Consider the following 24,515-nt stretch of genomic DNA (forward strand, 5'->3'; position numbering starts at 1 on the left):
GGCGCGCTCCCTGTATTCGCTGTGGGTGTGGTGGGAGCCAGGCTGCGCCGGGGCGCTGATGGTCCGCTGACGGTCGGCCGGTGGGCCCGGCACGTGTGGTTACGCTTCACGCATGCGGTTCGGAGTGCTCGGTCCCCTGACCGTGCGGATCGGGGTCGGTGCCGGGAACGACGCCGGGGACGGTGCCGGGGCCGCCGTACGGGTGCCCGAGGCCAAGGTCCGCGCCCTGCTCGCCGTCCTCCTCACCCACGAGGGCCGGCCCGTCCCGCCCGACCGGCTCGTGGAGGACCTGTGGGGCGCCGAGCCGCCCGGCAAGCCCGCGAACGCCCTCCAGGGCAAGGTCTCCCAGCTGCGCCGAGCTATCGGCCGCGACCGGGTCGTGCACGGGCCCGCCGGATACGCGCTCGACCTGACCGGCGCCGAGGTCGACGCGGACCGCTTCGAGCAGCTCGTGACACGGGCCCGGTCGGCCGCGCCCGCGCGGGCGCGTGCCGATCTGCTGGGGGAGGCGCTGGGGCTGTGGCGCGGGGCGGCGTACGCGGACTTCCGGGACGAGCCCTTCGTACGTACGGCCGTACGGCGGCTGGAGGAGCAGCGCCTCGCGGCCCTGGAGGAGCGCGCGCGGGCCCGGCTCGACCTGGGCGAACACCCGCAGGTGGCCGGGGAGCTGACCGCGCTGGTCGCCCGGCACCCACTGCGCGAGCGGCTGCGCCTCCTACAGATGCGGGCGCTCTACCGCGCGGGACGGCAGGCCGAGGCGCTGGCGTCGTACGCGGAGCTGCGCGCGCTGCTGGCCGAGGAGTTGGGCGCGGACCCCGGCCCGGAGGTGAGCGCGCTGCGCGCGGCGATCCTGCGCCAGGACCCGTCGCTGAACGCGCGCACGACCCCCGCGCCCGCCTCTCCCCCGGCCGCGCCCCTCACCTCCCTCACCTCCCTCGTCGGCCGCGACGACGCCGTGCACGAGGTCGGCCGGCTGCTCTCCACCGCGCGGCTCGTGACGCTGACGGGCGCGGGCGGCGTCGGAAAGACCCGCCTCGCGCTCGCGGCGGCGGCCCGCCTCGCCGACACGTGCGCGAGCGACTTCCGCGACGGCGTACGCCTGGTGGAACTGGCGGGCCACCGCACCGACGACCCCGACGACATCGCGGAGGCGGTCGCGCGACAGGTCGCGTCGGCGCTGGGCCTGCGCGACGACCCGGCGACGCCTGGCGCCGGGGATCAGCTCGCCGCCGCACTGCGCGAGCGCCGAACGCTCCTGATACTCGACAACTGCGAGCATGTCGTCGAGCCGGTCGCCCGCCTCGCCGAAAGGCTCCTGCTCGCGGCCTCCGGCCTGCGGCTGCTCGCCACCAGCCAGGAACCCCTCGCCGTGCCCGGCGAGACCGTGCTCCCGGTCGAACCGCTCCAACAGGCGGACGCGGTAAGGCTGTTCACGGAACGCGCGACCGCCGCCGACCCCGGTTTCGCGGCGGCCGGCCCCGGCTCCGGCCCCGACACCGAGGCGGCGAAGGCCGTCGCCGCCATCTGCCGCCGCCTCGACGGCATCCCGCTCGCGCTGGAGCTGGCCGCCACCCGCGTACGCGCGCTCGGCGTCCACGCGCTCGCGGCCCGTCTTGACGACCGCTTCCGCGTCCTCACGGCGGGCCGGCGCGGCGCGCCCGCGCGCCAGCAGACCCTGCGGGCGGTGATCGACTGGAGCTGGGAGCTGCTGACCGCCCCCGAACGCGTCGTCCTGCGCCGGCTCGCCGCGCACTCCGACGGCTGCACCCTCGAAGCCGCCGAGGCAGTGTGCGCGGGCGAGGCCGGCGGAGGCGCCGTGGCGCGCGAGGAGGTGCTGGAACTGCTGGCCCGCCTGGTGGACCGTTCCCTGGTGGTACGGGTGGACGGGCCCGCAGGACCGCGCTACCGCCTGCTGGAGTCCGTCGCCGCGTACGCCACCGAACGGCTCCACGAGGCGGCCGACTTCACCCCCGTATGCGACCGTCACCTCCACTACTACCTGCGTCTGGCCGAGGAGACCGACCCCCGTCTGCGCGGCCCCGAACAGCACGTCCAGCTGCTGCGGCTGCGCGCGGAGACGGCCAATCTCCGTACGGCGCTGGCGACTTCGGCAACGGGCGGCCACCCGGACGCGGCACTCCGCCTGGTCACCGCCCTGGCTTGGTACTGGCTTCTCGCCGGCCACCTCCAGGAGGCCCGCCGAGCCCTCTCGACGGCGCTCTCCGTCACCGGGCCCGCGCCAACTCCCCGGCTCCACGCGGAAGTCCGTGCCCTTCACGCCGCCTTCGCCCTCCTCGGGGGCGCGCCCGTCACTCCCGGCACGGTGAGCGCGCTGGCGCGCGACCACGCGGCCGTCGAATCTCCCCGGCGGCGGGCGCTGGCGCGGTGGTTCGGCGCGTACGGGCTGTTCAACGCCGGGGCTCTCGCCGCAGCGGAGGAACTGAACACCCGCGCTCTGCACGGCTTCGAGGAGCTGAACGACTGGTGGGGCGTCGCCGCGTCCCTGGGACGGCGGGCCGTGCACGCCGCCATCCGGGGCGAGTTGGCCGTGGTGCGCGTCGACGGGGAGCGCAGCGCGCGGCTCTTCCGCGAACTGGGCGACCGCTGGGGCGAGTCGCAGTCCGTGATGCCGCTGTCCCTGCTCGCCTCGATCGACGGCGACTACACCGGCGCGGCCCGCATCCACCACGAAGGCCTCCGGATCGCCGAGGAGTTGGGGCTCGGCACGGAGGTCTCCGCCAGGCTCTCCGGCCTCGGCCGCCTCGCCCTGCTGACCGGAGAGCCGGACAGGGCACGCGAGTTGCACGAGCGGGCGCGCCGGGTGGCCGCCGAACAGGGCTACCGGTTCGGTGAGATCCACGCGGAGATCGGACTCGCGCTCGGCGCCCGCCGTACGGGCGACCTCGACGAGGCGCACGCGCGTCTCGTGCGCATCCGGGACTGGTACGCGGAGGTCTCCACCGAAGCCGGCAACGCGCTCGTCCTCGCCGAACTCGGCTTTGTCGCCGAGCGGCGCGGCGACGCCGCGACGGCCCTGGCCACCCACCTGGACGGCCTCGCCGCCGCCCGCGCGACCGGCGACCCGCGCGCGGTCGCCCTCGCGCTGGAGGGGTTGGCGGGCGCGCGGTCCCTGGCGGGCCACCCCGGTCCGGCGGCGCTGCTGCTCGGCGCGGCGGCGACTTCCCGCCGCGACGCGGGCGCCCCGCTCCCGCCGGCCGAGCGCGAAGACGTCGACCGCATCGCGCATTCGGCCCGAATCGCCCTGGGGAATGAGGCGTTCGAGGAGTCGTTCAGACGGGGCACGACGCTGAGCCCGGACGAGGCGCTGGCCCGGACCGGTCTCCCGTCGCACATGGCGAGGAGTTGACCTCGGCGCGGCCGACATCCCCTCGCCTGACAGACAAGCGCGATCGGAGCCTCCGGCGTATCTCCGCCGGAGGCTTCGGTCTGTCCACCCGGCACACCTGTGATACTAATACCGGTATAAGTATTGGATCGAGTGCTGGGCAGGGCGAGGAGTCACACATGGTGGAGATCAAGACCGACGCCGCGTTGGACGCGATGCGGGAAGCCGGGCGGGTGGTGGCCCGCGCGCTGGCCGCGGCGCGGAAAGCGGCCGGTATCGGGGTGTCCCTGAAGGAGCTCGACGAGGCCGCCCGCACGGTGCTGGACGAGGCGGGGGCCGGTTCGCCGTTCCTCGGGTACCGGCCGTCCTTCGCCCCCGTCCCGTTCCCCGCCGTGATCTGCACCTCCATCAACGACGCCGTGGCGCACGGCATCCCCACCGGCTACCGCCTGCGCGACGGCGATCTGGTGAGCATCGACTGCGGCGCGCTGCTCGACGGCTGGGCCGGCGACGCGGCCATCAGCTTCATCGTGGGAACTCCACGCCCCGCGGACCTCGACCTGATCGAGGCCACCCAGCAGGCACTGGACGCCGGTATCGCCGCCGCTCTGGTCGGCAACCGCCTCGGCGACATCTCCCACGCCATCGACACCGTCGCCCGCAAGGCGGCATGCGGCATGCCCGCCGACTTCGGCGGGCACGGCATCGGCCGCAGCATGCACGAGGATCCCCATCTCCCCAACCGTGGCCGCCCCGGTCGCGGTTTCCCCCTCCGCCACGGCCTGGTTCTCGCCATCGAGCCCATGCTCATGGCCGGCGGCCAGAACGTCTATCGCACCGACAACGACGGCTGGACCCTGCGCAGCATCGACGGCAGTCAGTCCGCCCACATCGAACACACGGTCGCCATCACCGCCCAGGGCCCCCGCATCCTGACCCTCCCCTGACCCGGAGTCGGCCCGGAGTCGACCCGGAGTCAGTCCGCCGGGCGGACCTGTTCCGCGACCAGTTCCCGTGCCTTCTCGCTCCACTCCGACGGGCGCCTCGTCGCCGGGTCCAGGCGGATCAGCGTGCGGTTGCCGTGGGCGTACGTCGGCGGCCCGCCGTCCCGGGAGCGGATGCCGAAGCTGTACCTGAGCGAGGTGCGGCCGAGGTGTTCGACCCAGATGCGGACGCCGTACTCGCCGGGGCGGTCGATCGGCGCCTCGAAGGTGCACCAGGAAGCCGTACTCCTCCGTTCCTTCCGCGCCTTCCGTTCGCTTCCGTTCCCTGCGTTCCCTGCGTTCCTTCCGTCACTCAGGGCTCCCGCGTGTGGAAGTAGTAGAAGGCCGCTATCGCCGTCGCCGCCCCCACCGTCAGCCCGATCCCGGACGACCGGAAGACGCTCGCGTACGAGAGGCTGTAGAGAAAGCCCAGGGACATGCCGGCCACCACGCCGAACGCCCCCGCCCGTATCTCCGTCGCCAGCGTCTTGGGAAGCCGCAGCAGGATGAAGACAAGCAGGGCCACCGAGAGGCCGGAGACCACGCCGAGGGTGATCTGGAGGGCGTTGAGCGGTTCGCCGCGGCGCTGGATGAACGGTGCCCAGATGCCGTAGACGATGCCGAGCGTGACCGGGACCGCCACGGTGTGGAGGGGGATGCGCGGCCGCCCCCCGCCGGAGAAGCGCGAGAGACGCGAGAGGCGCGAGGGGCGCGCGTGCCGAGGCCCTGGCGACCTGCTCGCGGACGTCGGTGCGTGTGTGGCCATGGCAGAGAACTCCTCCCGCTCGTCCCTCTTCCAGAGCACACCCGCCGACGCCGCCCGGCAACTCGTACCCCCGCCCTCTGCTGACAGCCCGCCCCCTCATACGTCACTGTGGCCACCGTGATCTCTCCCCGCCCCGGACTCACGCCTCCCGAGTGGCTGCTCAGCGGTCTGCGCCCGAAGCCCGCCCCCATCCCGTGGTCGGCGGTCGTCCGCGCCGGCGTCGCGCTCGCCGCGCCGCTCGCCGTCGGGCTCGCCTGCGACCGGCCCACCTACGGCGCGCTCGCCTCCATGGGCGCCCTGTCCGGCGTGATCAGCGACACCGCCGACGCCTACCGGCTGCGGATACTGAACATCGCCGTCCCCCAGCTCTTCGGCGCGATCGGCGTGACCCTCGGCACGCTCGTCTTCGACCAGGGCTGGGTCGCCGTCGCCGCGCTGACCCTCGTCGCGCTCGTCTCCGGGATGATCTCCTCGATCGGCGCGGTGGCCTCGGTCTCCGGGCTGCTCCTGCTCCTCAACGCCGTCGTCGGCGCCGGTCTCCAGATGCCCGAGCCGTGGTGGCTGGCCCCGCTCCTGCTCGGCTCCGGCGGCCTCCTCGTGCTCGCGCTGTCCCTGCTCGGCTGGCCCTTCCGTGGCCGCGTCGCCGAACGGACCGCCGTCGCCGACGCCTACCGCGCCTTGGCCGACCTGCTGGAATCCGCGGCCCGCGAGGACGGCGACTACGAGGTGAGGCGGCAGGCCGTCACCGAGGCGCTGAACAAGGCGTACGACCTCATCCTCGCCCGCCGCGCCCGCGACCACGGCAGGCGCGGCCCCCTCGTACGGCTGCTCTCACAGCTCAACGTGCTCATCCCGCTCGTCGAGGCGGCGCCCGCCGCGCATCTGCGGCGCCGCCCGCTGCCCGACGAGATCCCGGCCCTCGTACGGGAGTTGGCGCGCGCGATCGACGAGGGCCGGGTCGACGGCGCCGACGCGGGCGCCGACCTGCCCGCGCCCGGCACCCCGTCCGAGCGGGCCGTCGACGTCGCGCTGCGGCACGCCGCCTCGGTCGTGCACAAGGCCGACCCCGACCCGTACAACGTGGACGACCGCCTCGGCCGCCCCGCCGCGCTCCGCGTCCGGATCAGGCACGCCGGGCGCGACGTGCTGTTCAGCGAGTCGTCCTGGCGCTACGGGCTGCGCCTCGCGCTCTGCATCGGTCTCGCGCAGTCCCTGGTCTCGGTGATCGACGTGCCGCGCTCGTACTGGGTCGCCCTCACCGTCACCTTCGTCCTCAAACCCGACTTCGGCTCGGTGTTCTCGCGCGGCGTCCTGCGCGCGCTCGGTACGGCGGCCGGTCTCGTCGTCGCCGCGGCCGTGCTGTCGCACGTACCGCGCGGCTGGTGGGACGTGCCGGTCATGCTGGTGCTGGCCGCGTGCATCCCGGCCGTCTCCGCGAAGAGCTACGGCTTCCAGACGGCGGCCATCACGCCGGTGATCCTGCTGCTGTCGGACGTGCTCAACCACGAGGGGTTCGCGCTGGTCGTACCGCGTCTCGTGGACAGTCTCATCGGCTGCGCGATCGCGCTGATCGCGGGCTATCTGCTCTGGCCGGAGAGCTGGCACACACGGATCGGGGACCGGCTGGCGGACGCCGTCGACGACACGGCGGACTATCTGACGTACGCGTTCGGCCCTGCCGACGGCCTCACCGCCGCGGAAGCGGCGGCGAACCAGGCCGAGCGGGTGCGCCGGCGGCGGACGATCTACCGCGATCTGTCCGTCGTACGCACCGAGTTCCAGCGCGCGCTCACCGAGCCCCCGCCGACCGGCACACGCGCCGCGGCCTGGTGGCCGCTGGTCGTCGCGCTGGAGCGGATCATCGACGCCACGACGGCGGCGCGGGTACGCGTCAACCACGGGGCAGCGCCACCCGGCGCGGCCGAGATCGCGGACGCGGAGAGGCAGTTGAGGGAGCTGGCGACGCGGGTGCGCTCCAGCGTCGTCCTGGTGGACGTGAGGAAGGGGTGGTCGGCGGAGGAGGACGAGGGGGTGCTGGCGCCGCTGCGGCAGGAACTCAGGTCGGCGCAGGCGATCACCTCGCAGCGCGTTCAGTAGTCCGGCGCCTTGAGCGTCACCCAGACCCGCTTCCCCGGCCCCTCCCGCCCCGCCACCCCCCAGTCGTCCGCGAGCGCAGCGACCAGCGCGAGCCCGCGCCCGCACTCGTCGACCAGGTCAGGGGTACGGGGATGGGGCAGCGCCTCGCCCGCGTCCTCGACCTCCAGCCGCAGCAGCCCGTCGCCCCTGCTCACGGTCACATGGATCTCCCGCCCCGGCGGCGACCCGTGCCGCAACGCGTTGGTGACCAGCTCCGACAGCAGCAGCGCCGCGGTGTCCCCGAGCTCACCCGCCAGGCTCAGCCGCTCCAGCAGGGCCTCCCTGGCACGGCCGACACTGCGGGGGTGGCGGGGGAGCCGGAGCTTCATGTGCTGGTCACAGTCGCGGTTCATGGAGATGACCTTCCCCATGTGAACGGCTTTTACTTTCCGTGCACGAAAGGTGACTCTCCGGTATTGGAGCGCACCCCCTCGAACCCACCCCAGGGCAGCGACCTTTACACGCGAGAGCTTCCATGAGTAAGGTTACGGTCGTAAGTTAACGAGCCGAACCCGAGATAGGAATCATCATGCTTGCTCGTCGCGCCGCCCTCTCCGCAGCCACCGCCCTCCTTGCCCTCGCCGCCATGGGAACGCTCACCGCGGGAGCCCCGGCCGCCGCGTCCACCGGCTCCGCGCCCACCATCTCGGCCGCCTACGACGCCGGTCACCACGACCGCGTCCCGCGCATCGCTCAGCAGTGGGCGTCCGCGTGGAACGACGCCGACCCGCAGAAGATGGCATCTCTCTTCACCAAGGACGGGACGTACGAGGACTTCGCCTTCCAAGGCGCTTTCCACGGCAAGGAAGGTGTGGCGATGTGGGTGTCACTCACGCACCAGAGCATCCGCGACGCCAAGGTGACCGTCACCGACGCCTTCCGCACAGGTGACCGTGTCTCGATCCGGTGGGTCTTCTCCGGTACGGACACCGGGGCCTTCGCCCCGGACCTTCCCTCGACCGGCAAGTCCTTCGCCGTGCCCGCCACCACCGTCATGGAGCTGAGGAACGGCAGGATCAAGAGGACCAGCGACTACTACAACCTCGCCGACGTCCTGCGCCAGGTCGGCCTCCCCGCCGGCGCCTACACCCCGCAGGGCGCGTAGACCCGGGGCGTGTCTTTTCGATCAGGTCCTAGATCCAAACGACAGGCCCTAGTGCCCCTGGAGCTCGTCCAGCACGCGCCGCTCCCGCTTCGTCGGGCGGCCCGCGCCACGTTCGCGGACCGCGACCGGGCCCGCGAACTCGCGGGGCGGGGGCGGCGGGCTGTGGTCCTCGTAGCACTGGACGGCCACCGGCGCGCCCACCCGTTTCCGTACGACACGGGTGAGCACGACGATCCGCTGGCGCTCCGCGTGGCGGACGCGGATCTCGTCGCCCGGCTTGACCGGAGACGCGGGCTTCACCCGCTCACCGTTGACCCTGACGTGGCCCGCGCGGCACGCGGACGCCGCCTGCGAGCGCGTCTTGGTCAGCCGCACCGACCAGATCCAGACGTCGGCGCGGACGGTGCCCTGGTCCCCGGTCCCGGACCCCGCTCCGGACCCGTTCCCGCCGTGAGCTTCAGCAGCAGCCATGCCCCCGAGCTTACGGCGTGTCCTCCGCATCGCCGGGGGAAAGCGCGTCCAGCACCTCGTCCTCGGACGTCTCCGTGAGTTCCTCCCCGACCACCAGCCAGCGCGTGATCCCCACCGATTCGAGGAACGGCAGGTCGTGGCTCGCGATCAGCAGCGCGCCCTCGTACGACTCCAGCGCGCCCGTCAACTGCCGCACGCTCGCGATGTCCAGGCTGTTCGTCGGCTCGTCCAGCATCAGCAGTTGCGGGGCGGGCGCGGCGAGCAGCATCGCGGCCAGCGCCGCGCGGAAGCGTTCGCCGCCCGAGAGCGTCCCGGCGAGCTGTTCGGCCCGCGCCCCCTTGAAGAGGAAGCGCGCGAGCTGCGAGCGGATGTGGTTGTCGGTGGTGCCGGGCGCCAGGCGCGCGACGTTCGCCGCGATGCTCAGCGCCGGGTCGAGGACATCGAGGCGCTGCGGCAGGAACCGCGCGGGTACGAAGGTCCTGGCCTCGCCCGACAGCGGCGCGAGTTCCCCGGTGAGCGTGCGCAGCAGGGTCGTCTTGCCGGATCCGTTGCGTCCGACGAGCGCGATCCGTTCGGGGCCGCGTACGTCGAGCGTCCCTTCCCGCAGCCGCCCGAAGCGGGGCCGTACCGCGTCGAGAGTCAGCACCGTACGGCCCGCGGGCACCGCGGTCCTCGGCAGGCTCACCCGGATCTCGGCGTCGTCGCGGATCGCCTCCGCCGCCTCCTCGCGCCGCTCGCGCGCGCCGCTCAGGCGCTCCTCCTGGAGGACCCGCGACTTGTCCGCCGACTCCTGCGCGGACCGTTTGCGCATCCCCGCGACGATCCGGGGCGCCTTGCGCTGGGCGTTGAGCTTCTTGTCGTGGCGCTGCCTGCGGGCGTTCTTGATCTGCGTCTCCTCCAGTTCGCGCTTCTGGCGCCGTACGTCGGCTTCCGCCGAGCGCAGCATGCGGCCCGCCGCCTCCTGCTCGGTGGCGAGCGCCTCCTCGTACGCGGACCAGCCGCCGCCGTACCAGTTCACGGAGCCGGCCCGCAGCTCCGCGATCCGGTCGACGCGTTCCAGCAGCTCACGGTCGTGGCTCACCACGACGAGCACGCCGGAGCGCCAGGAGTCGACGGCTTCGTAGAGCCGGTGGCGGGCGGGCAGGTCGAGGTTGTTCGTCGGCTCGTCCAGCAGGAGCACGTCGGGACGCTCCAGGAGCAGTGCGGCCAGGCGCAGCAGGACCGTCTCGCCGCCGGAGATCTCGCCGACGGTGCGGTCGAGGTCGATGCCGCCGAGGCCGAGCGAGCCGAGCATGGCGACGGCGCGTTCCTCGACGTCCCAGTCCTCGCCGACCGTCTCGAAGTGCTCCTCGCGTACGTCTCCGTCCTCGATGGCGCGCACCGCGGCGCGCCGCTCGGCGATGCCGAGCGCCTGGTCGACACGGAGGGCGGTGTCGAGAGTGATGTTCTGCGGCAGGTACGCGAGGCTGCCGCCCACCGTGACCGAGCCGCCGGAGGGGCGCAGCTCGCCCGCGAGCAGGTGCAGGAGCGTGGTCTTGCCGGCGCCGTTGGCACCGACGAGTCCGGTGCGGCCCCGGCCGATGCTCAGGGAGAGCCCGTCGAAGACGGGGGTGCCGTCCGCCCACCGGAAGGAGAGCGCGGAGCAGGTCAGGGAGGCGCTGGGGGTGGTGCTGGGGGTGGACATCGTCGTGGTCCTCGTCGGCGCGGTGGGATGGGGGCGTCGTATGCGAGCACCACGCGGCGACAGGGCCTTGGCCCAGGGAAGGACGCGGCTGTCCGAGAGTTCAGGGACGGCACATGCATCAAGGTCGCAGCCACGCGGGGCGTACGGGCGGAGGCGTGAGCCAGGAGCCGTACGGCGTGATGATCGCGAACCTCAGATGCGCAACGTCCACCTCTATCGGAGACAACAAGGACGCGGTGAACGATAGGCGACCCGGGCGGCGGAGGCAAAGGCCTTTCGTCCCTCCCGCTGCCCGCCGGCGTGACCTCGCCCGCACGAACGCGTCCCGCACAAGAAAGTCGCCGGACGGTCCGGAGATCCGGCCCGCCCGGCGACTGTTCACGTGCTCATCCAGGACTGACGAGGGCGTCTCAGACGCCGATGTCGTCGCCGTCCTTGCGCCAGACGGCCACGACCGCCGGGCGGACCATCTTGCCGCGCCCGTCGGGCCACGCGCTGAGCGGGTTGTCGACCGTCGCGCCGTCGAGCTCGCCCGGGTGCTGCACCGCGACCAGCACGCGCCGGTCCTGGATGATCGGGCCACAGGTCTCCGCGCCGTTCGGAACGGTGAGGAACTGCTTCAGCTCACCGCGCCGCTCGCCCTGCGTCGCCACACCGAACAGGCCGTCGTGCGAACCGAGTTGGGCACCGTCCGTGGAGATCCACAGATTGCCGTGCGGGTCGAACGCCACGTTGTCCGGGCAGGAGATCTGGCTGACCTTGTCCTTCGGGTACCCCGCGAAGTAGGTCGCCGGGTCCTTCGGGTCGCCCGCGACCAGGAACAGCCGCCAGGCGAAGCCGTCACCGGCCGGGTCGTCCCAGTTCTCGGCGAGCTCCAGGATGTGACCGTGCTTGTTGGCCTTGCGCGGGTTGGCCTCGTCCGCCGCGGCCTTGCCCGCGGCGCCGCGGTCGCTGTTGTTCGTCAGCGCGACGTACACACGGCCGGTGCGCGGCGAGGGCTCGACGTCCTCGGGGCGGTCCATCTTGGTGGCGCCGACCTTGTCACCGGCCAGGCGCGTGAAGACGTACACCTCGTCGGCGGTCATGCCGGGCACGTGCGAGACATCGCCGGTGGCGAGCGGGATCCACACGCCGGAGCCGTCGAACTCGCCGTCCTTGGGCAGCTTTCCGCTGCCGTCGACGTCCTCGACCGGGCTGTCGCCGGTCAGCTTCGCGACGTACAGCGTGCCCTCGTCCAGCAGCGTGAGGTTGTGGTCGCGGGCGGCGCGGCTGTTGCCCTTCTTCATCGACTTGGACGACACGAACTTGTAGAAGTAGTCGAACTTCTCGTCGTCGCCCATGTAGACGACCGCGCGGCCGTCGGAGGTGAGGCGCGGCTGCGCGGCCTCGTGCTTGAAGCGGCCGAGCGCGGTGCGCTTGCGCGGCGTGGAGTCGGGGTCGTACGGGTCCAGTTCGACGACCCAGCCGAAGCGGTGCGCCTCGTTGGGCTCCTGCTTCAGGTCGAAGCGCTTGTCGAACTGCTCCCACTTGCGCTCGGTGGCGGCGGTGCCGATGCCGTAGCGCTTGTCGGTGGCGCTCGATCCGTTGGCGAAGTACTGGTTGAAGTTCTCCTCGCCCGACAGGATCGTGCCCCACGGGGTGGTGCCACCTGCGCAGTTGTTCAGCGTGCCGTAGACCTTCTTGCCCGAGCGGTCCTCCGAGGTGCGCAGCAGCTCGGAGCCCGCGGCCGGGCCGGTGAGGCGGAACTCGGTCTTGACCGTGATCCGGCGGTTCAGCTCGTGGCGCGGAACGACGGTCAGCTTTCCGCTGCGGGGCTGCTCGTCCACCACGACGACCGACAGACCGTGCGCGGCCCAGGCGATCTCGACCTGCTCGCGGGTGGGGTTGGCGGCGTCGTAATCCTTGAACATCAGGATTTCGTCCGTGTACTCGTGGTTGGCCACGAGGAGCTGCTTGCCGCGCTCGCTCTTGAGCGGCAGCAGGCTCAGGAAGTCGTTGTTGTAGCCGAACTGGCCGGCCTGCACCTTGGCGGTCTGCTTGTCCGGGTTGAACTCGGGGGCGCCGCGCAGGATCGGGTCGCCCCAGCGGACGACGATGTTCTGGGTGTAGCCGTCGGGGACGGTCACCTTGTCGGCGGTGTTGGGCGCGACCGGCGTGAAGCGCAGGCCACGCGCCCCGTCGGGCTTCTTGCCGCCCTTGCCGTGGCCGTTGTCGCCCCCGGCGAGGGGGGTCGCCGAGGCGGGGGTGTTGCCGGAGCCCGCGACGAAGGCGGTGCCCGCGGTGGCGGCGACGGTCACCACGGCGGCGGTGCGCATGATGGACCTGCGGGAGAGCGCGGTGGCGATGATGTCGCCGGAGTACTCGTTCTCACTCGTGTTGGGCGTCTCGTGGAAGCACGCGTCGCCGCAGCGGAAACGGCAGGTCATGGCGGAACGTCCGCCCGGGTGCGAGTTGAGCAGCGGCAGCAGTTTGCGCACTTGTCCCCTCCGGTGGGCCTTGCTCGGCGCGGCCTGCGCCGACAATGTGTCGGGATATGTACGGCGGTGACGCTATGCGCGTAGGCACCCGGTTCTCCGACCGCAAGGTGAACGCGGAATGAATGCGCGTCGACCGGGCATCCGCAGGGGGCACATTCCAGGTCCCGGGGCGCCCCTGCCGGAGCCGACGCCGGGTGGCCGCTAACCTTACGTATCCGCCGTGGCCAGGGATGCCGAGTTTAGGTCGGGGCATGTCCCCGAATCCCCTGTTTCCAGTACGGATATATGCCGCACCCAACTCTTCTGAAAGGCTCGCCCATGGGCATTCGGAGCTTGCTGCGCAAGGTGTTTGGACGCGAGCGTGCGGAGCGTGACGAGTCGGCGGCCACGTCGGTACCGGCCCAGACCGAACGCACGCATGAGCCAGAGCCTTCGCAGCCAACGACGACTACGTCGGCCACTGTGCCGGCACCGGCGAAGGAGCCGTCACCCGCCGCGGAGAAGGTGACGGCGGAGAAGTCCACGACGAAGACGACGAAGACCGAGACCGAGAAGCGGGCGGAGGCGGAGAAGGCCGAGGACCTGGTCGCCGCGGCCTTCGACAACCCGCGTACGTCGGCGCCGTCGACGCCGGAGGCGAGCGTCCCGGCCCAGACGAAGCGCGAGGAGCCGAAGACCCCGACGGTCCCGGCGCAGGCCCAGTCGACACCGGAACCGGTGAAGGCGGCGGAGCCCGAGCCCGCGCCGGAACCGGAGCCTGTTGTCGTGCGGGAGCCGGAGCCGGTGGCGGAGGTCGTACCGGAGCCGGAACCCGAGCCCGAGCCGGTCGTCGTACCGGACCCCGAGCCGGTGGCCGAGGTCGTACCGGACCCCGAGCCCGTCGCGGAGGTCGTACCCGAGCCCGAGCCGGTGGCCGAGGTCGTACCGGACCCCGAGCCCGAGCCGGTCGTCGTACCGGACCCCGAGCCCGTCGCCGTCGCCGAGCCGGCCCCGGAGCCGGAGGCCGCCCCCACCCCCGCGCCCGCGGCCCCCAAGGAGGCGGGCAAGCCGGCGTACTCCCTCGCGAGGGTCAAGACCCACGCGCCGGGCCTCGTCGACTCGTACAAGGCGGCGGGCGCCGCGCTCAAGGGCGCCGGTCTGGACGGCGAGCGCGCGACGGTCTACCTCGTGCTCGACCGTTCGGGCTCCATGCGCCCGTTCTTCAAGGACGGCAGCGCCCAGCGCCTCGGCGAGCAGGCGGTCGCGCTCGCCGCGCACCTGGACGAGAAGGCGACCGTGCAGGTCGTCTTCTTCTCGACGGACATCGACGGTACGGGGGAGGTCTCCCTCACCTCGTACGAGAACCGGGTGGACGAACTGCACGCCGGGCTCGGCCACATGGGCCGGACGAACTACCACCGCGCGGTGGAAGAGGTCGTCGCCCTGCACGAGAAGGCGGGCAACCCCGGCCCGGCGCTGGTGATCTTCCAGACGGACGGCGCGCCGGAGGCCAAGCAGGCGGCGGAGAAGGCGTTCGCGGAGGCGGCGAAGCTGCCGCTGTTCTGGCAGATCGTGGCGTTCGGCGAGCACAAGGCGAAGGGCTTCGACTTCGCGCGGAAGCTCGGCGCGGACGAGAAGGCCGCGAACGTGGCGTTCTTCCACGCGGGCCCGACACCGAAGGACCTCCCGGACGCGGAGGTGTTCGGCAATCTGCTCGCGGCGGTCCCCGCCTGGTGGTCGTCCCACAAGGCCTGATCGCAGCTGAGGCTCTACGAGACGCGCCCTCCGCAATACGACGGAGGGCGCGTCTCGTTCTTGTGCGCTGTGAGAGGGTCGAGAGGTGATTGTCGAACGTGCGTACGCCTCCAAGCCCCTGGACGACGCGGCTGACTGGCCCTGGTCGGTGCCGTGCGTCGCCGAACTGCTCGCGAACGGGCTGCGGTTCACCGCGCCGGTGACCTTCCTCGTCGGCGAGAACGGCTCCGGCAAGTCGACGCTGGTGGAGGCCCTCGCGGAGGGTTTCGGCCTCGACTCGTGGGGCAGCTCGCACGAATGGCGTTACGTCGGTCCACGCCCCAAGTCGCAGCTCGGCGAACGGATCCGCTTCGACGCGGCGTCGGGCCGCGGCAGACGCATGCTGAGCAACTGGTCGGCACGGCAGGGGTTCTTCCTGCGCGCGGAGACCGCGATGGACGCGCTGAAGCGCGAGAGCTTCGACCCGGAGTCGGCGAGCCATGGTGAAGGCTTCCTGGCGGTGTTCCGGGAGAAGTTCCAACGGCCGGGCCTCTATGTGATGGACGAGCCGGAGGCGGCGCTCTCGTTCCAGTCCTGCCTCGAACTCATGGGCCACATCGACCAGTTGGCGAAGAACGGCGGCCAGGTCATCTGCGCCACGCACTCCCCGCTGCTGACGGCGCTCCCGAACGCGGACATCATCGAGGTCGGCGACCACGGCCTGCGCCGCACGACGTGGGACGACCTGGCCCTGGTCGACCACTGGCGCCGCTATCTGACCGACCCACGGCGGTACTTGCGGCACATCCTCGACTGACGGGCCGGGATCAGGACGTTCAGCCGCTCCGGTGCCGGATCCACCGCGACGAGTGGAGGGCCGCCCTCACAGCGTTCGCGACACCCGTAGTTCCGTGAGGTACCGCTTGGTGATCCGGCCTCCGTACCGTCCGTCGATCAGTCCCGCGACGCATCCCAGCAGCCCCTCCCGGGCCTCCGGCGGCAGTGCCCGGTGGCCGGAGTAGGTCCGCAGTACGTCCAGGTACTCAGCCGTCGTGTACGCCAGGTCCCATTCGTAACGCCGGACGACGACAGGGCCGAACCGGCCGCTGTGTGCGACCTCGTCCTCGTGGTCCAAGGTGTCGACATCATCCGCGGCGGCGGGCCGCAGCCCCGGAGGCGTGGCAGGGTCGAAACGCTCGTAGCAGGCCTGGACATCGACGAAGAACCGCTCGCTGCCGCCCGCCACATGCTGTGTGGCGACCACCGCGAGCGCGCCGCCGGCCCGCAGCGCGTCGGCGGCTCTCACCATCCGGACCGCCGGATCGATCCAGTGGAACGCCGTCGCCGAGACGATCGCGTCGAACGGCTCCAGCGGCAGCGGCCACGTCTCGAAGTCCGCCGTCACGACCTCGACCGACCCGAACCGGGCCAGGTTCCGCCGGGCGACGGCCGCCATGTTCGCGCCCAGTTCGACCGCGGTGATCCGGCAACCGCGCTCCGCGAGCGGCACGGTCGCCTTCCCGGTGCCCGCGCCCACCTCCAGAACGCGACGGCCGGGCCCGGTACCGGCCAACGCGTCGAGATCGTCGAACAGCTCCGGCGGATACCCGGGCCTGGCCCGGTCGTAGAGTTCAGCGTCCTCGTCGAACGTCCGGCTCAGATGGCTACGGCGCGTCTCATCAGGCTTGTCGTCGCGCATGCCCGCATGCTAGAGACCACCTCACGTAGTGATCAACCAGGTTTACCGGACACCGCGCGTCCGCCCGCCTGACCACCCGACACCCCTCGCTGGAAGTCGGCGTGCCGGCCGGCTTCGCCCGCGACGCGGAAAGCACCTCTTCCTGGCGGCGTTCCGGCAGGACCACTGGCGCCGCTATCTGACGGACCCACGGCTGTACTTGCGGCACATCCCCGACTGAGGCCGGTTGTCAGTGCCGGGTGGCATGCTCTGCCCCTATGAACAAGCAGCAGTTCTGGCAGCTGATTGAGGCCGCCCGCGAGCAGGTGCCGGACCCCGAGGACGGGGAGGCCGTCGCCGACCGCGCGAGCGAACTCCTCGCGGCGCGCCCGGTCGAGGAGATAGTCGCGGCGCAGCAGACCCTGTGGGACGTGCTGGCCGACTCGTACACGAACCCCCTGTGGGCGGCGGCGTACCTGATCAACGGCGGATGCTCCGACGACGGATTCGACTACTTCCGGGGCTGGTTGCTGTCACAGGGCGAGGAGGTCTACGCACGGGTGGTCGCCGCTCCGGACACCCTCGCGGAACTGCCCGTGGTACGGGCGGCGTCGACGAACGGCCTGGAATTCGAGTGCGAGTCGGTACTGAGCATCAGCTGGAACGCCCATCTCAAGGTCACGGGCGAAGAACTCCCCGCCGATTCGTTCACCATCCGGCACGAGGAACTGGACCCGGCCTGGAACTTCGACTTCGACGACCGCGCCGAAATGCGCCACCGTCTGCCTGGCCTGTCGGCGCTCTACCTGGACTAGGGCGTGTTTTAGAAGTCCCGTCTGGCCCCCGCCCGATGGGCGGACGACGCTACTTCTAAAACACGCCCTAGGGCCTTGGCCCGGGCCCTACAGACACAACCCGCGTCCACCGGTCGAAATCCGTCGGGGTCACGTTGCTCCCGCACAGAATCGTCGCGACCGTCCTGCCGTCGAACCGGCCGCCGCCCTCCAGGATCGACGCGCCCCCCAGCGCCCCGGCCGGCTCGACCACCAGCCCCGCGTGCACGTGGAGGAGTCGCATCGCTTCGATGATGGCGTCCTCCGTCACCAGCACCGCGTCGTCCACGACCGAGGCGAGGTCCTTGAGCACCTCCGGGAGGACATAGCGGCCCGCGACCCCGTCGGCGATCGTGTTCGGAGCCCCGACCTCGATCGGCCGGCCCGCGCGCAATGCCAGCGTCATCGCCGGGGCGTTCTCGGGCTGGACACAGATGATCTCCGTGCCCCCGCGCAGACTCCTCAGCGCGTAGCCCACACCCGATGCCATCGCGCCGGCGCCCAACGACACCACCACCGCGTCGAGTTCACCGGGCAACTCCGAGAGCTCGACCCCGATCGTGGCCGCTCCCTCGCACGTATCAAGGTCCTTGCTGTCCTCGACCAGGAACGCGCCGGCCTCGGCGGCATGCCGCGCGGCGGCTTCGAGTGCCTGCTCGATCCCCCCGTCGACCAGGATCACGTTCGCGCCGAGCGTTCTCATTCGCTCGATCTTCAGCGGGTTGGCCGCCGACGACGCGACGACAGTGACCCCGATTCCGCGCAGCCCGCCGCCGAAAGCGAGCGCCTGCCCCAGGTTCCCCGCGCTCGCGCAGACGACGGCATCGGCCGTCCCTCTGTCCTGAAGACGGTTGAGGACGGTCTCGGTTCCGCGCCCCTTGAACGAGCGGACGGGATTCAGGGTCTCCACCTTCAGAATCACGCGGCAGCCGAGCGCATCGCCCAAGGAGCCGCATTCGTACTGCGGCGTGTCCAGGAACACCGGATTGATCCGGGTGCGGGCCAGAAGGATTCTCGCGAGGTCCAACCGCACCGCGCGCATGTCGCTCATGCTCCGAGACCGGAGCGGGGGTGATTCTCGTCGCGCCAGGCCCGGGGCGAGACTCCGTAGGTCTGTTTGAACGCCTTGCTGAAATGCGTCGCGTCCACGAAACCCCAACTCCGCCCTGTCGCCGCGATGGTCCGCCGCCGCCCGTTCGGGCCTGCCAGCTCTCGCTTGCATTCGGCCAGGCGGCGCGTCCGGATCCAGTCTCCGAGGCTGATGCCCGACCGGGACAGTACGGCGTAGAGATGACGTACGGAGATGCTGTGCGCGGCGGCGATCCGTGCCGCCGACAGATCGGGATCGGCCAGATGCTCCCGGACGTACTGAGTGATCCGCAGGCTGAGCGTCGCCTCCAACGGGCCCGTGGCCAGGACCGAGTTGCCATGCTGGGACGTCAGCACCGCACGGAGCAGTTCGATGCTGGGTTCCACGACGGCGTCGGCGTGCACGCCCTGGTGGATGTCGTCGCTGACGGCCAACTGGGAGAAGTAGGTGAAGGCGAGGCGCGCGATGGGGTTGTCCGATCCCAGCGTGACCGCGCCGGTGTCCCGCAGCAGCCGGTCGGGAAGCGCGAGTGCCGCGCGGGGAAAACGCAGGAAGTGGTGGTCGACTCCCTCGTCGAAGAGAAGTGTGTAGGGAGCGGTCGATTCATAGACGGCGAGTTCCCCCGGCCTCAGCACGCACTCCCGACCGTTCTGCGCCACCAGGCTCGTGCCCGACATCTGAACACCGAGGAAGACGGCCGGCTCCTCGTCCTCCCGGGCCAGCCGCTCAGTCCGACGGACAGTGACCGCGGACGCCCGCGCCGAACAGAACCTGAGAGGACCGACGGCCCCGAGCCCGATGCGAACGGAGATGTCCTCGGAGGGAGGCCGGTGGTCGATGTCGACCGCCACCAGGGACTCCCACACCGCGTGCCGGACGACTTCCTCCCGGTCCCGCGGCGGAACGAACGCGGTGTCCAGGACCGGGCTCATGAGGCAGACCTCCGTCCGCCCCGGTCACAGCGTCGGCCCGGCAGTACCTCCGCCCGTTCCCCCACAAGCCCCCCTCGCCCGATGCGGCGCCGAGTTGAAACTGTGCACTACCGACAAAGTTCCCTGCACGGACGACACAGTCCGAATCCCGCGGCGACCCTAAGGTCCATGGGCGAAGTCGCCACAGAGGCGACATCACCGACCAGAAGGATCGCATCGTGCAACGAGTATCCACAACGCTTCGGATGCGGATCGGAGTGTTGGGGGCCCTGACTCTCCTCTTCGCCGCCGGCCTGACAGCCAGCCCGGCGATGACCACGCCGGCGCACGCCGCCTACGGCCCGTGCAACACGACGGTGAAGCGCACCGACGGGGTCGCCGTCAACAACTACTACAGCGTTCCCGCGCGCACCGGAAACGGCATCAGCTGCTACATGCAGTGGCAGACGGGCAGTTCGAACGCCGTCAAGGCGCTGCAGAGGGCCATTCTCCGCTGCTACGGCAGCACCTACGCGGCCGATCGGATCCGCGCCACCGGAGGAGCGGACGGGGACTACGGCACCGGCACGGTGGATGCCGTTGAGTGGCTCCAGGCCAACCGCCTCGGCGTGCGCGCCGACGGCGTCTACGGGCCGGACACCCGCAAGGCGATGCTGTGGCCGGACTACTGGCGCGACCCCGCCGACGGAAGCGTTCAGTTCATCGCCTGCTACAACCCGCCGTTCTAGTCACCACAACGTTCCGTCGACGCCGACCCCCTGCCGGAGGCCGGCGTCGACCGCGTCACCCATGCCGCCCGCGCCGGCTGTGCCGGTTGCGCTCCGCCAGCCGCGCGCTCAAGTTCGAGGCGGGCGGTACGAAGTCCGGGCACTTCGCGCTACCGCACTGGCACTTGGGCCACGCGAGCACGGCACCCGGTCCCAGGACCTGCTCCGCGTCGGCGTTGCCGCCGCCATCACCGTTGCCGTCGATCTTCCGCACCACCAGCACCCCATCCGTACCGAACGTACTCATCAGCCGGGACAGAAACCGCCGCGCATCGCTGCCGCTCATTCCGCCACCCGCTTCAGTCCTTGTTCAACGCGCCGCAGCAGCTCTGGTGTCACTGGTACGTACATACGGGGTACCCCCTCGGGCACGAGCCGCCAGAAACCACCGCTGTGCACGACGGCGTCCAATTCGGCCACGTGAGCGGGGATGTGGGGTGTTCGAGTCTCTGGTTCGAACATGCGACAGACGCACCTTCCGTCATTGCGTAATTACATTCCGTGCATCAAGAATCGGCATGTGGGGCCACGTCCAAAAGGGCTTGGCCATAGCCCGGTTGCCGCTGGACACAGGGGAGTTGTCGTGGTCGCACGGAAGTCGAACGCAGGTCAGAAGCCGTCGGCCCGAGAAATGCTGGCGAAGGAACTGGCGCGGCTGCGCGAGGAGTCGGGGATGTCCTTGGCCCAACTGGGCGAGGAGACGACGTATGACCGTGCGTATCTGCACAAGCTTGAGACGGGGGCGCGGGTGGGGTCACCGGAGGTGATCGCGGCGCTCGGTGCGGTGTACGGGGCGGCGGGCGAGCATCTGGCGATGCTGTGGGCGCTGGCGAGCGAAGACGCGTTCGCCGACAAGTACAAGTTGTTCATGGAGCTTGAGGCACGGGCGACCGTTCGGTACACGTACTCCGCAGGAGCCATTCACGGTCTTCTGCAGACCGAGGCGTACGCCCGAGAGGTCTTCGAAGCGGCCCGACCGCGCGACGAGAACGAACTGTCCGAAGAGATCGCTGCGCGGCTCGGACGACAGGAGTTGCTACGCCGCGACAACGCGCCGCACTTTCGCGCGGTTTTGGACGAATCCGTACTGCGACGCAGGATCAGCGACCCCAAGGAGTGGACGCGACAGCTGGAACACCTTCTGGAAGCAAGCCAGTTGCCAAACGTCACGCTTCAGGTGTTGCCTTTTAACGCAGGGCTACACACCCTGCTGGGCACCTCGGTCACCATCCTCTGGCTCCCGGACGGCAAGGCTGTCGCGTACACGGAGCACGCTCACTCAGGGGAATTGATCGAGGATCCGTCAGAGGTCGAGAAGCTACGCCTGTCCTACGATCTACTGAGGGACTTGGCCCTCTCGCCTCGGGATTCCGTGGCGTTCATCGAGCGACTGATCGAGGAGTACACACCATGCGTCCCCGACCCGACCTGAGCACCGCGCAGTGGCGTAAGTCCAGTTACAGCAACGGCGACGGAGGGGAATGTGTTGAGGTGGCCGACGGCTACCCCGGCGTCGTGCCCGTCCGGGACAGCAAGACGCCCCATGGCCCGGTGCTCCTCCTCAACCCCGCCGCCTGGGGCGACTTTCTCAAGTACGTCTGACGCGTCTGGCGGACCACACCAGTAGTCCGGGGCCGTCGGGCGTGTGCACGGGTAGCCACGCGTCGTCGGCCTCGGTCAGGCGGGACTCGTCGAGCCGCAGCGGGTGCGGAGTCTCCGCCTTGCCGTCGCACGCCCAGAACCTGACGGTGCCGACGGCCGCCCGCAGGGCGTCCAGCTCCGCGCCTTCCCAGACATGGCCGCCGGCCCCGCCGCCCCGGAAGGGTTCGAAGACGGTCGCGAGCGCGTCGACCTGGCCCGATCCCCCGGGCATGGGGACGAGGTAGCCCTCCGCCTGGCCCTGGCGGCGCGAAGTGCCGCCGTACTCCTGCTGGTAGAAGACCCCGGTCGGCGCGTCGACCACGACGTGGACCCAGTCACCGCCGGTGCCGTCGGGGTCGATGAAGACGTATCGCATGGTCGTAGTCTCCAGCACATGGAACGACACGACATGGATCTCGCCGCCTACGAAGAACGCGCCCGCAACGGCCCCTGCTTCGTGTGCGCGTTCCTGCGTGGGGATCCCGGCTATCGTCACGAGACCGTCTACGAGGACGACGCTCACATCGCCTTCCTCGATCGCTGGCCCACTCTCCCCGGGCGGGTACTCGTCGCGCCCAAGGCGCATGTGGAGCATGTCGTGCGGGAGTTGGACGAGGCCGCGTACAGCTCGCTCATGCTCGTCGTACGGCGCGTCGCGCTCGCCGTGGAGCGGGTGCTGGAGCCGGAGCGTACGTATCTGCTCTCGCTCGGCAGCCAGCAGGCGAACGCCCATCTGCACTGGCACATCGCCGCCCTGCCGCCCGGCGTGCCGTCGGAGCGGCAGCAGTATCACGCGCTCATGGCCGAGAACGGGATCCTGACGCCGACCCCCGACGAGGTCGCCGCCCTCGGCGCGCGGCTGCGGGCTGCTCTGACTACCTGAGTTCCGTGCTTGGTCGGCGACGCCAGTCCCATGCCGGGTGACGGTCCACCAGGGTGAGGAACTCATTCGCCGGCAGGATCTCGAAGTGGTTGGTGTCGACGAGACCGTCGAAGCCATCGAGCACCTGACGGAGGAAGACCCGGGCCGCGTCCATGGACTCGCACGAGACGTAGACCCCGTACGGCTCGCCGATCCGGGCCGTCACCTGCTGGAGCTCGTCCGGCTCGTAGTCCGCCAGGATCGCGCCCGAGAGGTCGATGGCGTACGAGTAGCCGTGCCAATGGAGCCTTTCGTCACCCGTCACAGAATCCGGCACGAGCTCGAAGGACTCGAAGGAACGGATTCGCCCTTCAAGCGACGCGCGCCGCTCCGCGGGAGCGAGAAGGATCACGGACGGCCAGGACACGCCTTCACCTCCGCAGGCGCCTCCACGCCGTCGAGCGGCCTGACCCAGCGGCTCCACTGCGCCTGCGGCGCATACCCGGCATTCGCCCAGGCGTGGTGGGCGAGTTCGTTGTGGTCGAGGACCATCGCGTCGGCCCGGCGGCCACCGAGGGCCGCGAAGCGCTCGTGCGCGGCGCTGAGCAGGGCGGCGGCGATGCCCTGGCGGCGGTGGGCCGGGTCGACGGCCAGGCGGTACAGGTGGCAGCGCCAGCCGTCGTAACCGGCGATGACCGTGCCGACGATCGCCCCGCCGTCACCCTCGGCCACCAGCAGCGCGTCCGGGTCGCGGGAGAGGAGGCGGGTGACCCCGTCCACGTCGTCGGTAATGCCGGCGCCCTCCGCCGACCGGGCCCAGAAGGCCAGCAGCGCGGGGACCTCGGCGGAACTCGCGGTACGGATCTTGACCTTGCTCATGAGGGCTGTCTAGCAGGAGCGCCCCCGGCCCGGCAGACATTTTCGCCCGCCGGACAGAGGCAGTGGCGAACGGACTACGCCTCCGCGAGGTCCCCGTTGCTCCAGGCGTAGACCTCACGGTCCTTGACCGTGATCCGGTACTGGTACTGCTCCGAACAGTCCGTCCGCGCCCCGGAGTTGTCCTGCGCGTCCTCCGCGAACCAGCTCGCCTCCAGCTCGGGGCCGTCCGTGAACGCACCGGCCTCGCAGGCCTTTTCGTCGCCCAGCTTCAGCGCGGTGTCACCGAGAGTGAAGCGCAAGAGCTTCGCGTTGCCCGTGGTCTCCGCCTTGATCGTCAGATCCGTGGCGTCCGCCGGAACCCACGCGGGCAGGACGAAGATCCCCTCCCCGTCGCCCGACTCCGGCGCGCTGTCCGCCGTCGGATAGTTCTTTATGCGCTCGCCGAGGACGACATCGTTGAAGGCGTCCGGGAAGTGCTCGTCGTGCTTCTTCAGCACGGGTCTGATCACCGACCCGACCACCCACAGCCCTACGCACGCCCCGACGACGATGATCAGCACCTTCTTGTTCATGCGCCTCATTGTCCAATGAACGTTTTGATTTCGGCCCTCGGGGCCAGAGATCATGTCCACACGGCCGGGTGCGCCCGGGAGCGGGCCAACGGGCAACGGGGAAGAGAACGGGGAGGGCGTCGCGCATGCCGTGGGACGAGTGGGAGGGGCTCAAAGCCGATGCGGCGGCCCGCGGTGCCACCCAGATGCGGCTGAACCAGCAGCCGGCCGATCCAGAGGGCGGCCCCTCCGAGAATCTGAAGTCGGACAAGAAGGCGTGGGTGGCCGCCGGCGAGGGCGTCAGCGGCCTGAAGACCGGCATCGGCAAGGCGTTGACCGCGCTGGAGAGCGGACAGGCGGGGCTCGGTGACAGCTCAGGATGCCAGAGCGCCGCGGCGCAGAAGGAGTTGTACGACTCCTGGAAGAAGTACGTCGGCGATGTGAGCGCCCGCTGTGGTGAACTCGGCGGGCTGCTGGAGCAGGCGGGCCACGACCTGTCGAAGTCCGACCAGTCGGTCCTGACGGAACTCGACCGGCTCAAGGTGAAGTACGCGGACACCGAGGCAGTCGGCGGCCAGGCGAAGGAGAAGTGATCCGCGGC

Annotated in this window: 25 protein-coding genes and 1 pseudogene; 12 read left to right on the forward strand and 14 right to left on the reverse strand. The window is 70.9% G+C overall.

Features of this window, described 5'->3' with window-relative positions; translation table 11 throughout:
- Positions 1–112 precede the first annotated feature (112 nt).
- Positions 113–3,367, forward strand: a complete 3,255-nt coding sequence (locus tag OIE74_RS18060; protein WP_329384620.1) for an AfsR/SARP family transcriptional regulator — start codon at positions 113–115, stop codon at positions 3,365–3,367.
- 158 nt (positions 3,368–3,525) lie between these two features.
- A complete protein-coding gene (map, locus tag OIE74_RS18065) occupies positions 3,526–4,293 on the forward strand; it encodes a type I methionyl aminopeptidase (RefSeq protein ID WP_329384623.1) in 768 nt (255 codons plus the stop codon).
- A 349-nt stretch (positions 4,294–4,642) separates the two neighbouring features.
- Here the strand turns inward: map and OIE74_RS18070 are convergent, their stop codons facing one another.
- On the reverse strand, positions 4,643–5,095 hold the full coding sequence (locus OIE74_RS18070; RefSeq protein ID WP_329384626.1) for a hypothetical protein: 453 nt from the start codon (positions 5,093–5,095) through the stop codon (positions 4,643–4,645).
- 117 nt (positions 5,096–5,212) lie between these two features.
- Here OIE74_RS18070 and OIE74_RS18075 point away from each other — a divergent pair, with 117 nt between their 5' ends.
- Positions 5,213–7,192, forward strand: a complete 1,980-nt coding sequence (locus tag OIE74_RS18075; RefSeq protein ID WP_329384629.1) for an FUSC family protein — start codon at positions 5,213–5,215, stop codon at positions 7,190–7,192.
- Here the strand turns inward: OIE74_RS18075 and OIE74_RS18080 are convergent.
- Positions 7,186–7,584 (reverse strand): ATP-binding protein, encoded by a 399-nt coding sequence (locus OIE74_RS18080; protein WP_329384631.1) that lies wholly within the window; start codon positions 7,582–7,584, stop codon positions 7,186–7,188. The two genes, OIE74_RS18075 and OIE74_RS18080, sit on opposite strands and share 7 nt — an antisense overlap.
- Positions 7,585–7,760: 176 nt before the next feature.
- Between OIE74_RS18080 and OIE74_RS18085 the strand changes: the two genes are divergently transcribed.
- Positions 7,761–8,336, forward strand: a complete 576-nt coding sequence (locus OIE74_RS18085) for an SgcJ/EcaC family oxidoreductase (RefSeq protein ID WP_329384633.1) — start codon at positions 7,761–7,763, stop codon at positions 8,334–8,336.
- Positions 8,337–8,384: 48 nt separating this feature from the next.
- Here OIE74_RS18085 and OIE74_RS18090 read toward each other — a convergent pair whose 3' ends face one another.
- The 4 genes and pseudogenes from OIE74_RS18090 to OIE74_RS18100 form a co-directional block, all read right to left on the reverse strand.
- Positions 8,385–8,807, reverse strand: a complete 423-nt coding sequence (locus OIE74_RS18090; protein WP_329384636.1) for an RNA-binding S4 domain-containing protein — start codon at positions 8,805–8,807, stop codon at positions 8,385–8,387.
- Between the two features lie 10 nt (positions 8,808–8,817).
- On the reverse strand, positions 8,818–9,753 hold the full coding sequence (locus OIE74_RS38640) for an ATP-binding cassette domain-containing protein (protein WP_443076361.1): 936 nt from the start codon (positions 9,751–9,753) through the stop codon (positions 8,818–8,820).
- Between the two features lie 123 nt (positions 9,754–9,876).
- Positions 9,877–10,491, reverse strand: a pseudogene (locus tag OIE74_RS38645) (ATP-binding cassette domain-containing protein); the annotation flags it as partial.
- A gap of 410 nt (positions 10,492–10,901) precedes the next feature.
- Positions 10,902–12,968, reverse strand: a complete 2,067-nt coding sequence (locus tag OIE74_RS18100; protein WP_329384640.1) for a PhoX family protein — start codon at positions 12,966–12,968, stop codon at positions 10,902–10,904.
- 462 nt (positions 12,969–13,430) lie between these two features.
- Between OIE74_RS18100 and OIE74_RS18105 the strand changes: the two genes are divergently transcribed.
- On the forward strand, positions 13,431–14,702 hold the full coding sequence (locus OIE74_RS18105) for a VWA domain-containing protein (protein WP_443076151.1): 1,272 nt from the start codon (positions 13,431–13,433) through the stop codon (positions 14,700–14,702).
- An 85-nt stretch (positions 14,703–14,787) separates the two neighbouring features.
- Positions 14,788–15,498, forward strand: coding sequence for an AAA family ATPase (locus OIE74_RS18110; protein ID WP_329384643.1), 711 nt, complete (start codon positions 14,788–14,790; stop codon positions 15,496–15,498).
- A gap of 66 nt (positions 15,499–15,564) precedes the next feature.
- Here OIE74_RS18110 and OIE74_RS18115 read toward each other — a convergent pair whose 3' ends face one another.
- Entirely contained in the window at positions 15,565–16,380 is an 816-nt protein-coding gene (locus tag OIE74_RS18115) for a class I SAM-dependent methyltransferase (RefSeq protein ID WP_329384645.1), read from the reverse strand.
- 257 nt (positions 16,381–16,637) lie between these two features.
- Between OIE74_RS18115 and OIE74_RS18120 the strand changes: the two genes are divergently transcribed.
- A complete protein-coding gene (locus OIE74_RS18120) occupies positions 16,638–17,174 on the forward strand; it encodes a DUF4240 domain-containing protein (RefSeq protein WP_329384647.1) in 537 nt (178 codons plus the stop codon).
- Between the two features lie 67 nt (positions 17,175–17,241).
- Here the strand turns inward: OIE74_RS18120 and OIE74_RS18125 are convergent, their stop codons facing one another.
- Both OIE74_RS18125 and OIE74_RS18130 read right to left on the reverse strand, forming a co-directional pair.
- Positions 17,242–18,243, reverse strand: coding sequence for a threonine ammonia-lyase (locus OIE74_RS18125; RefSeq protein ID WP_443076152.1), 1,002 nt, complete (start codon positions 18,241–18,243; stop codon positions 17,242–17,244).
- Positions 18,240–19,214 (reverse strand): helix-turn-helix domain-containing protein, encoded by a 975-nt coding sequence (locus tag OIE74_RS18130; RefSeq protein WP_329384649.1) that lies wholly within the window; start codon positions 19,212–19,214, stop codon positions 18,240–18,242. The genes OIE74_RS18125 and OIE74_RS18130 overlap by 4 nt, the downstream gene beginning before the upstream one ends.
- Positions 19,215–19,459: 245 nt before the next feature.
- Between OIE74_RS18130 and OIE74_RS18135 the strand changes: the two genes are divergently transcribed.
- A complete protein-coding gene (locus OIE74_RS18135) occupies positions 19,460–19,942 on the forward strand; it encodes a peptidoglycan-binding domain-containing protein (protein WP_329384652.1) in 483 nt (160 codons plus the stop codon).
- Between the two features lie 55 nt (positions 19,943–19,997).
- Here the strand turns inward: OIE74_RS18135 and OIE74_RS18140 are convergent, their stop codons facing one another.
- Positions 19,998–20,267: a hypothetical protein gene (locus OIE74_RS18140; RefSeq protein WP_329384655.1), complete on the reverse strand. Its 270-nt coding sequence runs from the start codon at positions 20,265–20,267 to the stop codon at positions 19,998–20,000.
- A 297-nt stretch (positions 20,268–20,564) separates the two neighbouring features.
- Between OIE74_RS18140 and OIE74_RS18145 the strand changes: the two genes are divergently transcribed.
- Complete coding sequence (locus OIE74_RS18145; protein WP_329384658.1) at positions 20,565–21,413, forward strand: helix-turn-helix domain-containing protein; 849 nt, start codon at positions 20,565–20,567, stop codon at positions 21,411–21,413.
- Complete coding sequence (locus tag OIE74_RS18150) at positions 21,392–21,583, forward strand: DUF397 domain-containing protein (RefSeq protein ID WP_329384660.1); 192 nt, start codon at positions 21,392–21,394, stop codon at positions 21,581–21,583. The genes OIE74_RS18145 and OIE74_RS18150 overlap by 22 nt, the downstream gene beginning before the upstream one ends.
- Here OIE74_RS18150 and OIE74_RS18155 read toward each other — a convergent pair.
- On the reverse strand, positions 21,570–21,998 hold the full coding sequence (locus tag OIE74_RS18155) for a DUF6210 family protein (protein ID WP_329384663.1): 429 nt from the start codon (positions 21,996–21,998) through the stop codon (positions 21,570–21,572). The two genes, OIE74_RS18150 and OIE74_RS18155, sit on opposite strands and share 14 nt — an antisense overlap.
- Positions 21,999–22,016: 18 nt before the next feature.
- On the opposite strand from OIE74_RS18155, the gene OIE74_RS18160 reads away from it, so the two are divergent.
- Positions 22,017–22,505, forward strand: a complete 489-nt coding sequence (locus tag OIE74_RS18160) for an HIT family protein (protein WP_329384665.1) — start codon at positions 22,017–22,019, stop codon at positions 22,503–22,505.
- On the opposite strand, the gene OIE74_RS18165 is transcribed toward OIE74_RS18160, so the two are convergent.
- The 3 genes from OIE74_RS18165 to OIE74_RS18175 form a co-directional block, all read right to left on the reverse strand.
- Positions 22,498–22,911 (reverse strand): hypothetical protein, encoded by a 414-nt coding sequence (locus tag OIE74_RS18165; RefSeq protein ID WP_329384667.1) that lies wholly within the window; start codon positions 22,909–22,911, stop codon positions 22,498–22,500. The two genes, OIE74_RS18160 and OIE74_RS18165, sit on opposite strands and share 8 nt — an antisense overlap.
- Positions 22,893–23,363, reverse strand: a complete 471-nt coding sequence (locus OIE74_RS18170) for a GNAT family N-acetyltransferase (protein WP_329384669.1) — start codon at positions 23,361–23,363, stop codon at positions 22,893–22,895. Before OIE74_RS18170 ends, OIE74_RS18165 begins: the two co-directional genes overlap by 19 nt.
- 74 nt (positions 23,364–23,437) lie before the next feature.
- The gene (locus tag OIE74_RS18175) at positions 23,438–23,935 is read right to left on the reverse strand and encodes a hypothetical protein (RefSeq protein ID WP_329384672.1); all 498 of its coding nucleotides are present in this window, start codon (positions 23,933–23,935) and stop codon (positions 23,438–23,440) included.
- A gap of 125 nt (positions 23,936–24,060) precedes the next feature.
- Between OIE74_RS18175 and OIE74_RS18180 the strand changes: the two genes are divergently transcribed.
- On the forward strand, positions 24,061–24,507 hold the full coding sequence (locus tag OIE74_RS18180; RefSeq protein ID WP_329384675.1) for a hypothetical protein: 447 nt from the start codon (positions 24,061–24,063) through the stop codon (positions 24,505–24,507).
- Positions 24,508–24,515 lie beyond the last annotated feature (8 nt).

This window comes from Streptomyces sp. NBC_01716, from assembly GCF_036248275.1.
Taxonomy (GTDB): Bacteria; Actinomycetota; Actinomycetes; order Streptomycetales; family Streptomycetaceae; genus Streptomyces.

Excerpts from the sequence above, each read along its gene's own strand:
- OIE74_RS18180 (WP_329384675.1), top strand. The coding sequence starts at position 24,061 with ATGCCGTGGGACGAGTGGGAGGGGCTCAAAGCCGATGCGGCGGCCCGC.
- OIE74_RS18130 (WP_329384649.1), bottom strand. The coding sequence starts at position 19,214 with ATGAGCCCGGTCCTGGACACCGCGTTCGTTCCGCCGCGGGACCGGGAG.
- OIE74_RS18070 (WP_329384626.1), bottom strand. The coding sequence starts at position 5,095 with ATGGCCACACACGCACCGACGTCCGCGAGCAGGTCGCCAGGGCCTCGG.
- OIE74_RS18160 (WP_329384665.1), top strand. The coding sequence starts at position 22,017 with ATGGAACGACACGACATGGATCTCGCCGCCTACGAAGAACGCGCCCGC.
- OIE74_RS18090 (WP_329384636.1), bottom strand. The coding sequence starts at position 8,807 with ATGGCTGCTGCTGAAGCTCACGGCGGGAACGGGTCCGGAGCGGGGTCC.
- map (WP_329384623.1), top strand. The coding sequence starts at position 3,526 with ATGGTGGAGATCAAGACCGACGCCGCGTTGGACGCGATGCGGGAAGCC.
- OIE74_RS18125 (WP_443076152.1), bottom strand. The coding sequence starts at position 18,243 with ATGAGCGACATGCGCGCGGTGCGGTTGGACCTCGCGAGAATCCTTCTG.
- OIE74_RS18155 (WP_329384663.1), bottom strand. The coding sequence starts at position 21,998 with ATGCGATACGTCTTCATCGACCCCGACGGCACCGGCGGTGACTGGGTC.
- OIE74_RS18120 (WP_329384647.1), top strand. The coding sequence starts at position 16,638 with ATGAACAAGCAGCAGTTCTGGCAGCTGATTGAGGCCGCCCGCGAGCAG.
- OIE74_RS38640 (WP_443076361.1), bottom strand. The coding sequence starts at position 9,753 with ATGCTGCGCTCGGCGGAAGCCGACGTACGGCGCCAGAAGCGCGAACTG.
- OIE74_RS18080 (WP_329384631.1), bottom strand. The coding sequence starts at position 7,584 with ATGAACCGCGACTGTGACCAGCACATGAAGCTCCGGCTCCCCCGCCAC.
- OIE74_RS18060 (WP_329384620.1), top strand. The coding sequence starts at position 113 with ATGCGGTTCGGAGTGCTCGGTCCCCTGACCGTGCGGATCGGGGTCGGT.
- OIE74_RS18170 (WP_329384669.1), bottom strand. The coding sequence starts at position 23,363 with ATGAGCAAGGTCAAGATCCGTACCGCGAGTTCCGCCGAGGTCCCCGCG.
- OIE74_RS18115 (WP_329384645.1), bottom strand. The coding sequence starts at position 16,380 with ATGCGCGACGACAAGCCTGATGAGACGCGCCGTAGCCATCTGAGCCGG.
- OIE74_RS18135 (WP_329384652.1), top strand. The coding sequence starts at position 19,460 with ATGCGGATCGGAGTGTTGGGGGCCCTGACTCTCCTCTTCGCCGCCGGC.
- OIE74_RS18175 (WP_329384672.1), bottom strand. The coding sequence starts at position 23,935 with ATGAACAAGAAGGTGCTGATCATCGTCGTCGGGGCGTGCGTAGGGCTG.
- OIE74_RS18140 (WP_329384655.1), bottom strand. The coding sequence starts at position 20,267 with ATGAGCGGCAGCGATGCGCGGCGGTTTCTGTCCCGGCTGATGAGTACG.
- OIE74_RS18150 (WP_329384660.1), top strand. The coding sequence starts at position 21,392 with ATGCGTCCCCGACCCGACCTGAGCACCGCGCAGTGGCGTAAGTCCAGT.
- OIE74_RS18085 (WP_329384633.1), top strand. The coding sequence starts at position 7,761 with ATGCTTGCTCGTCGCGCCGCCCTCTCCGCAGCCACCGCCCTCCTTGCC.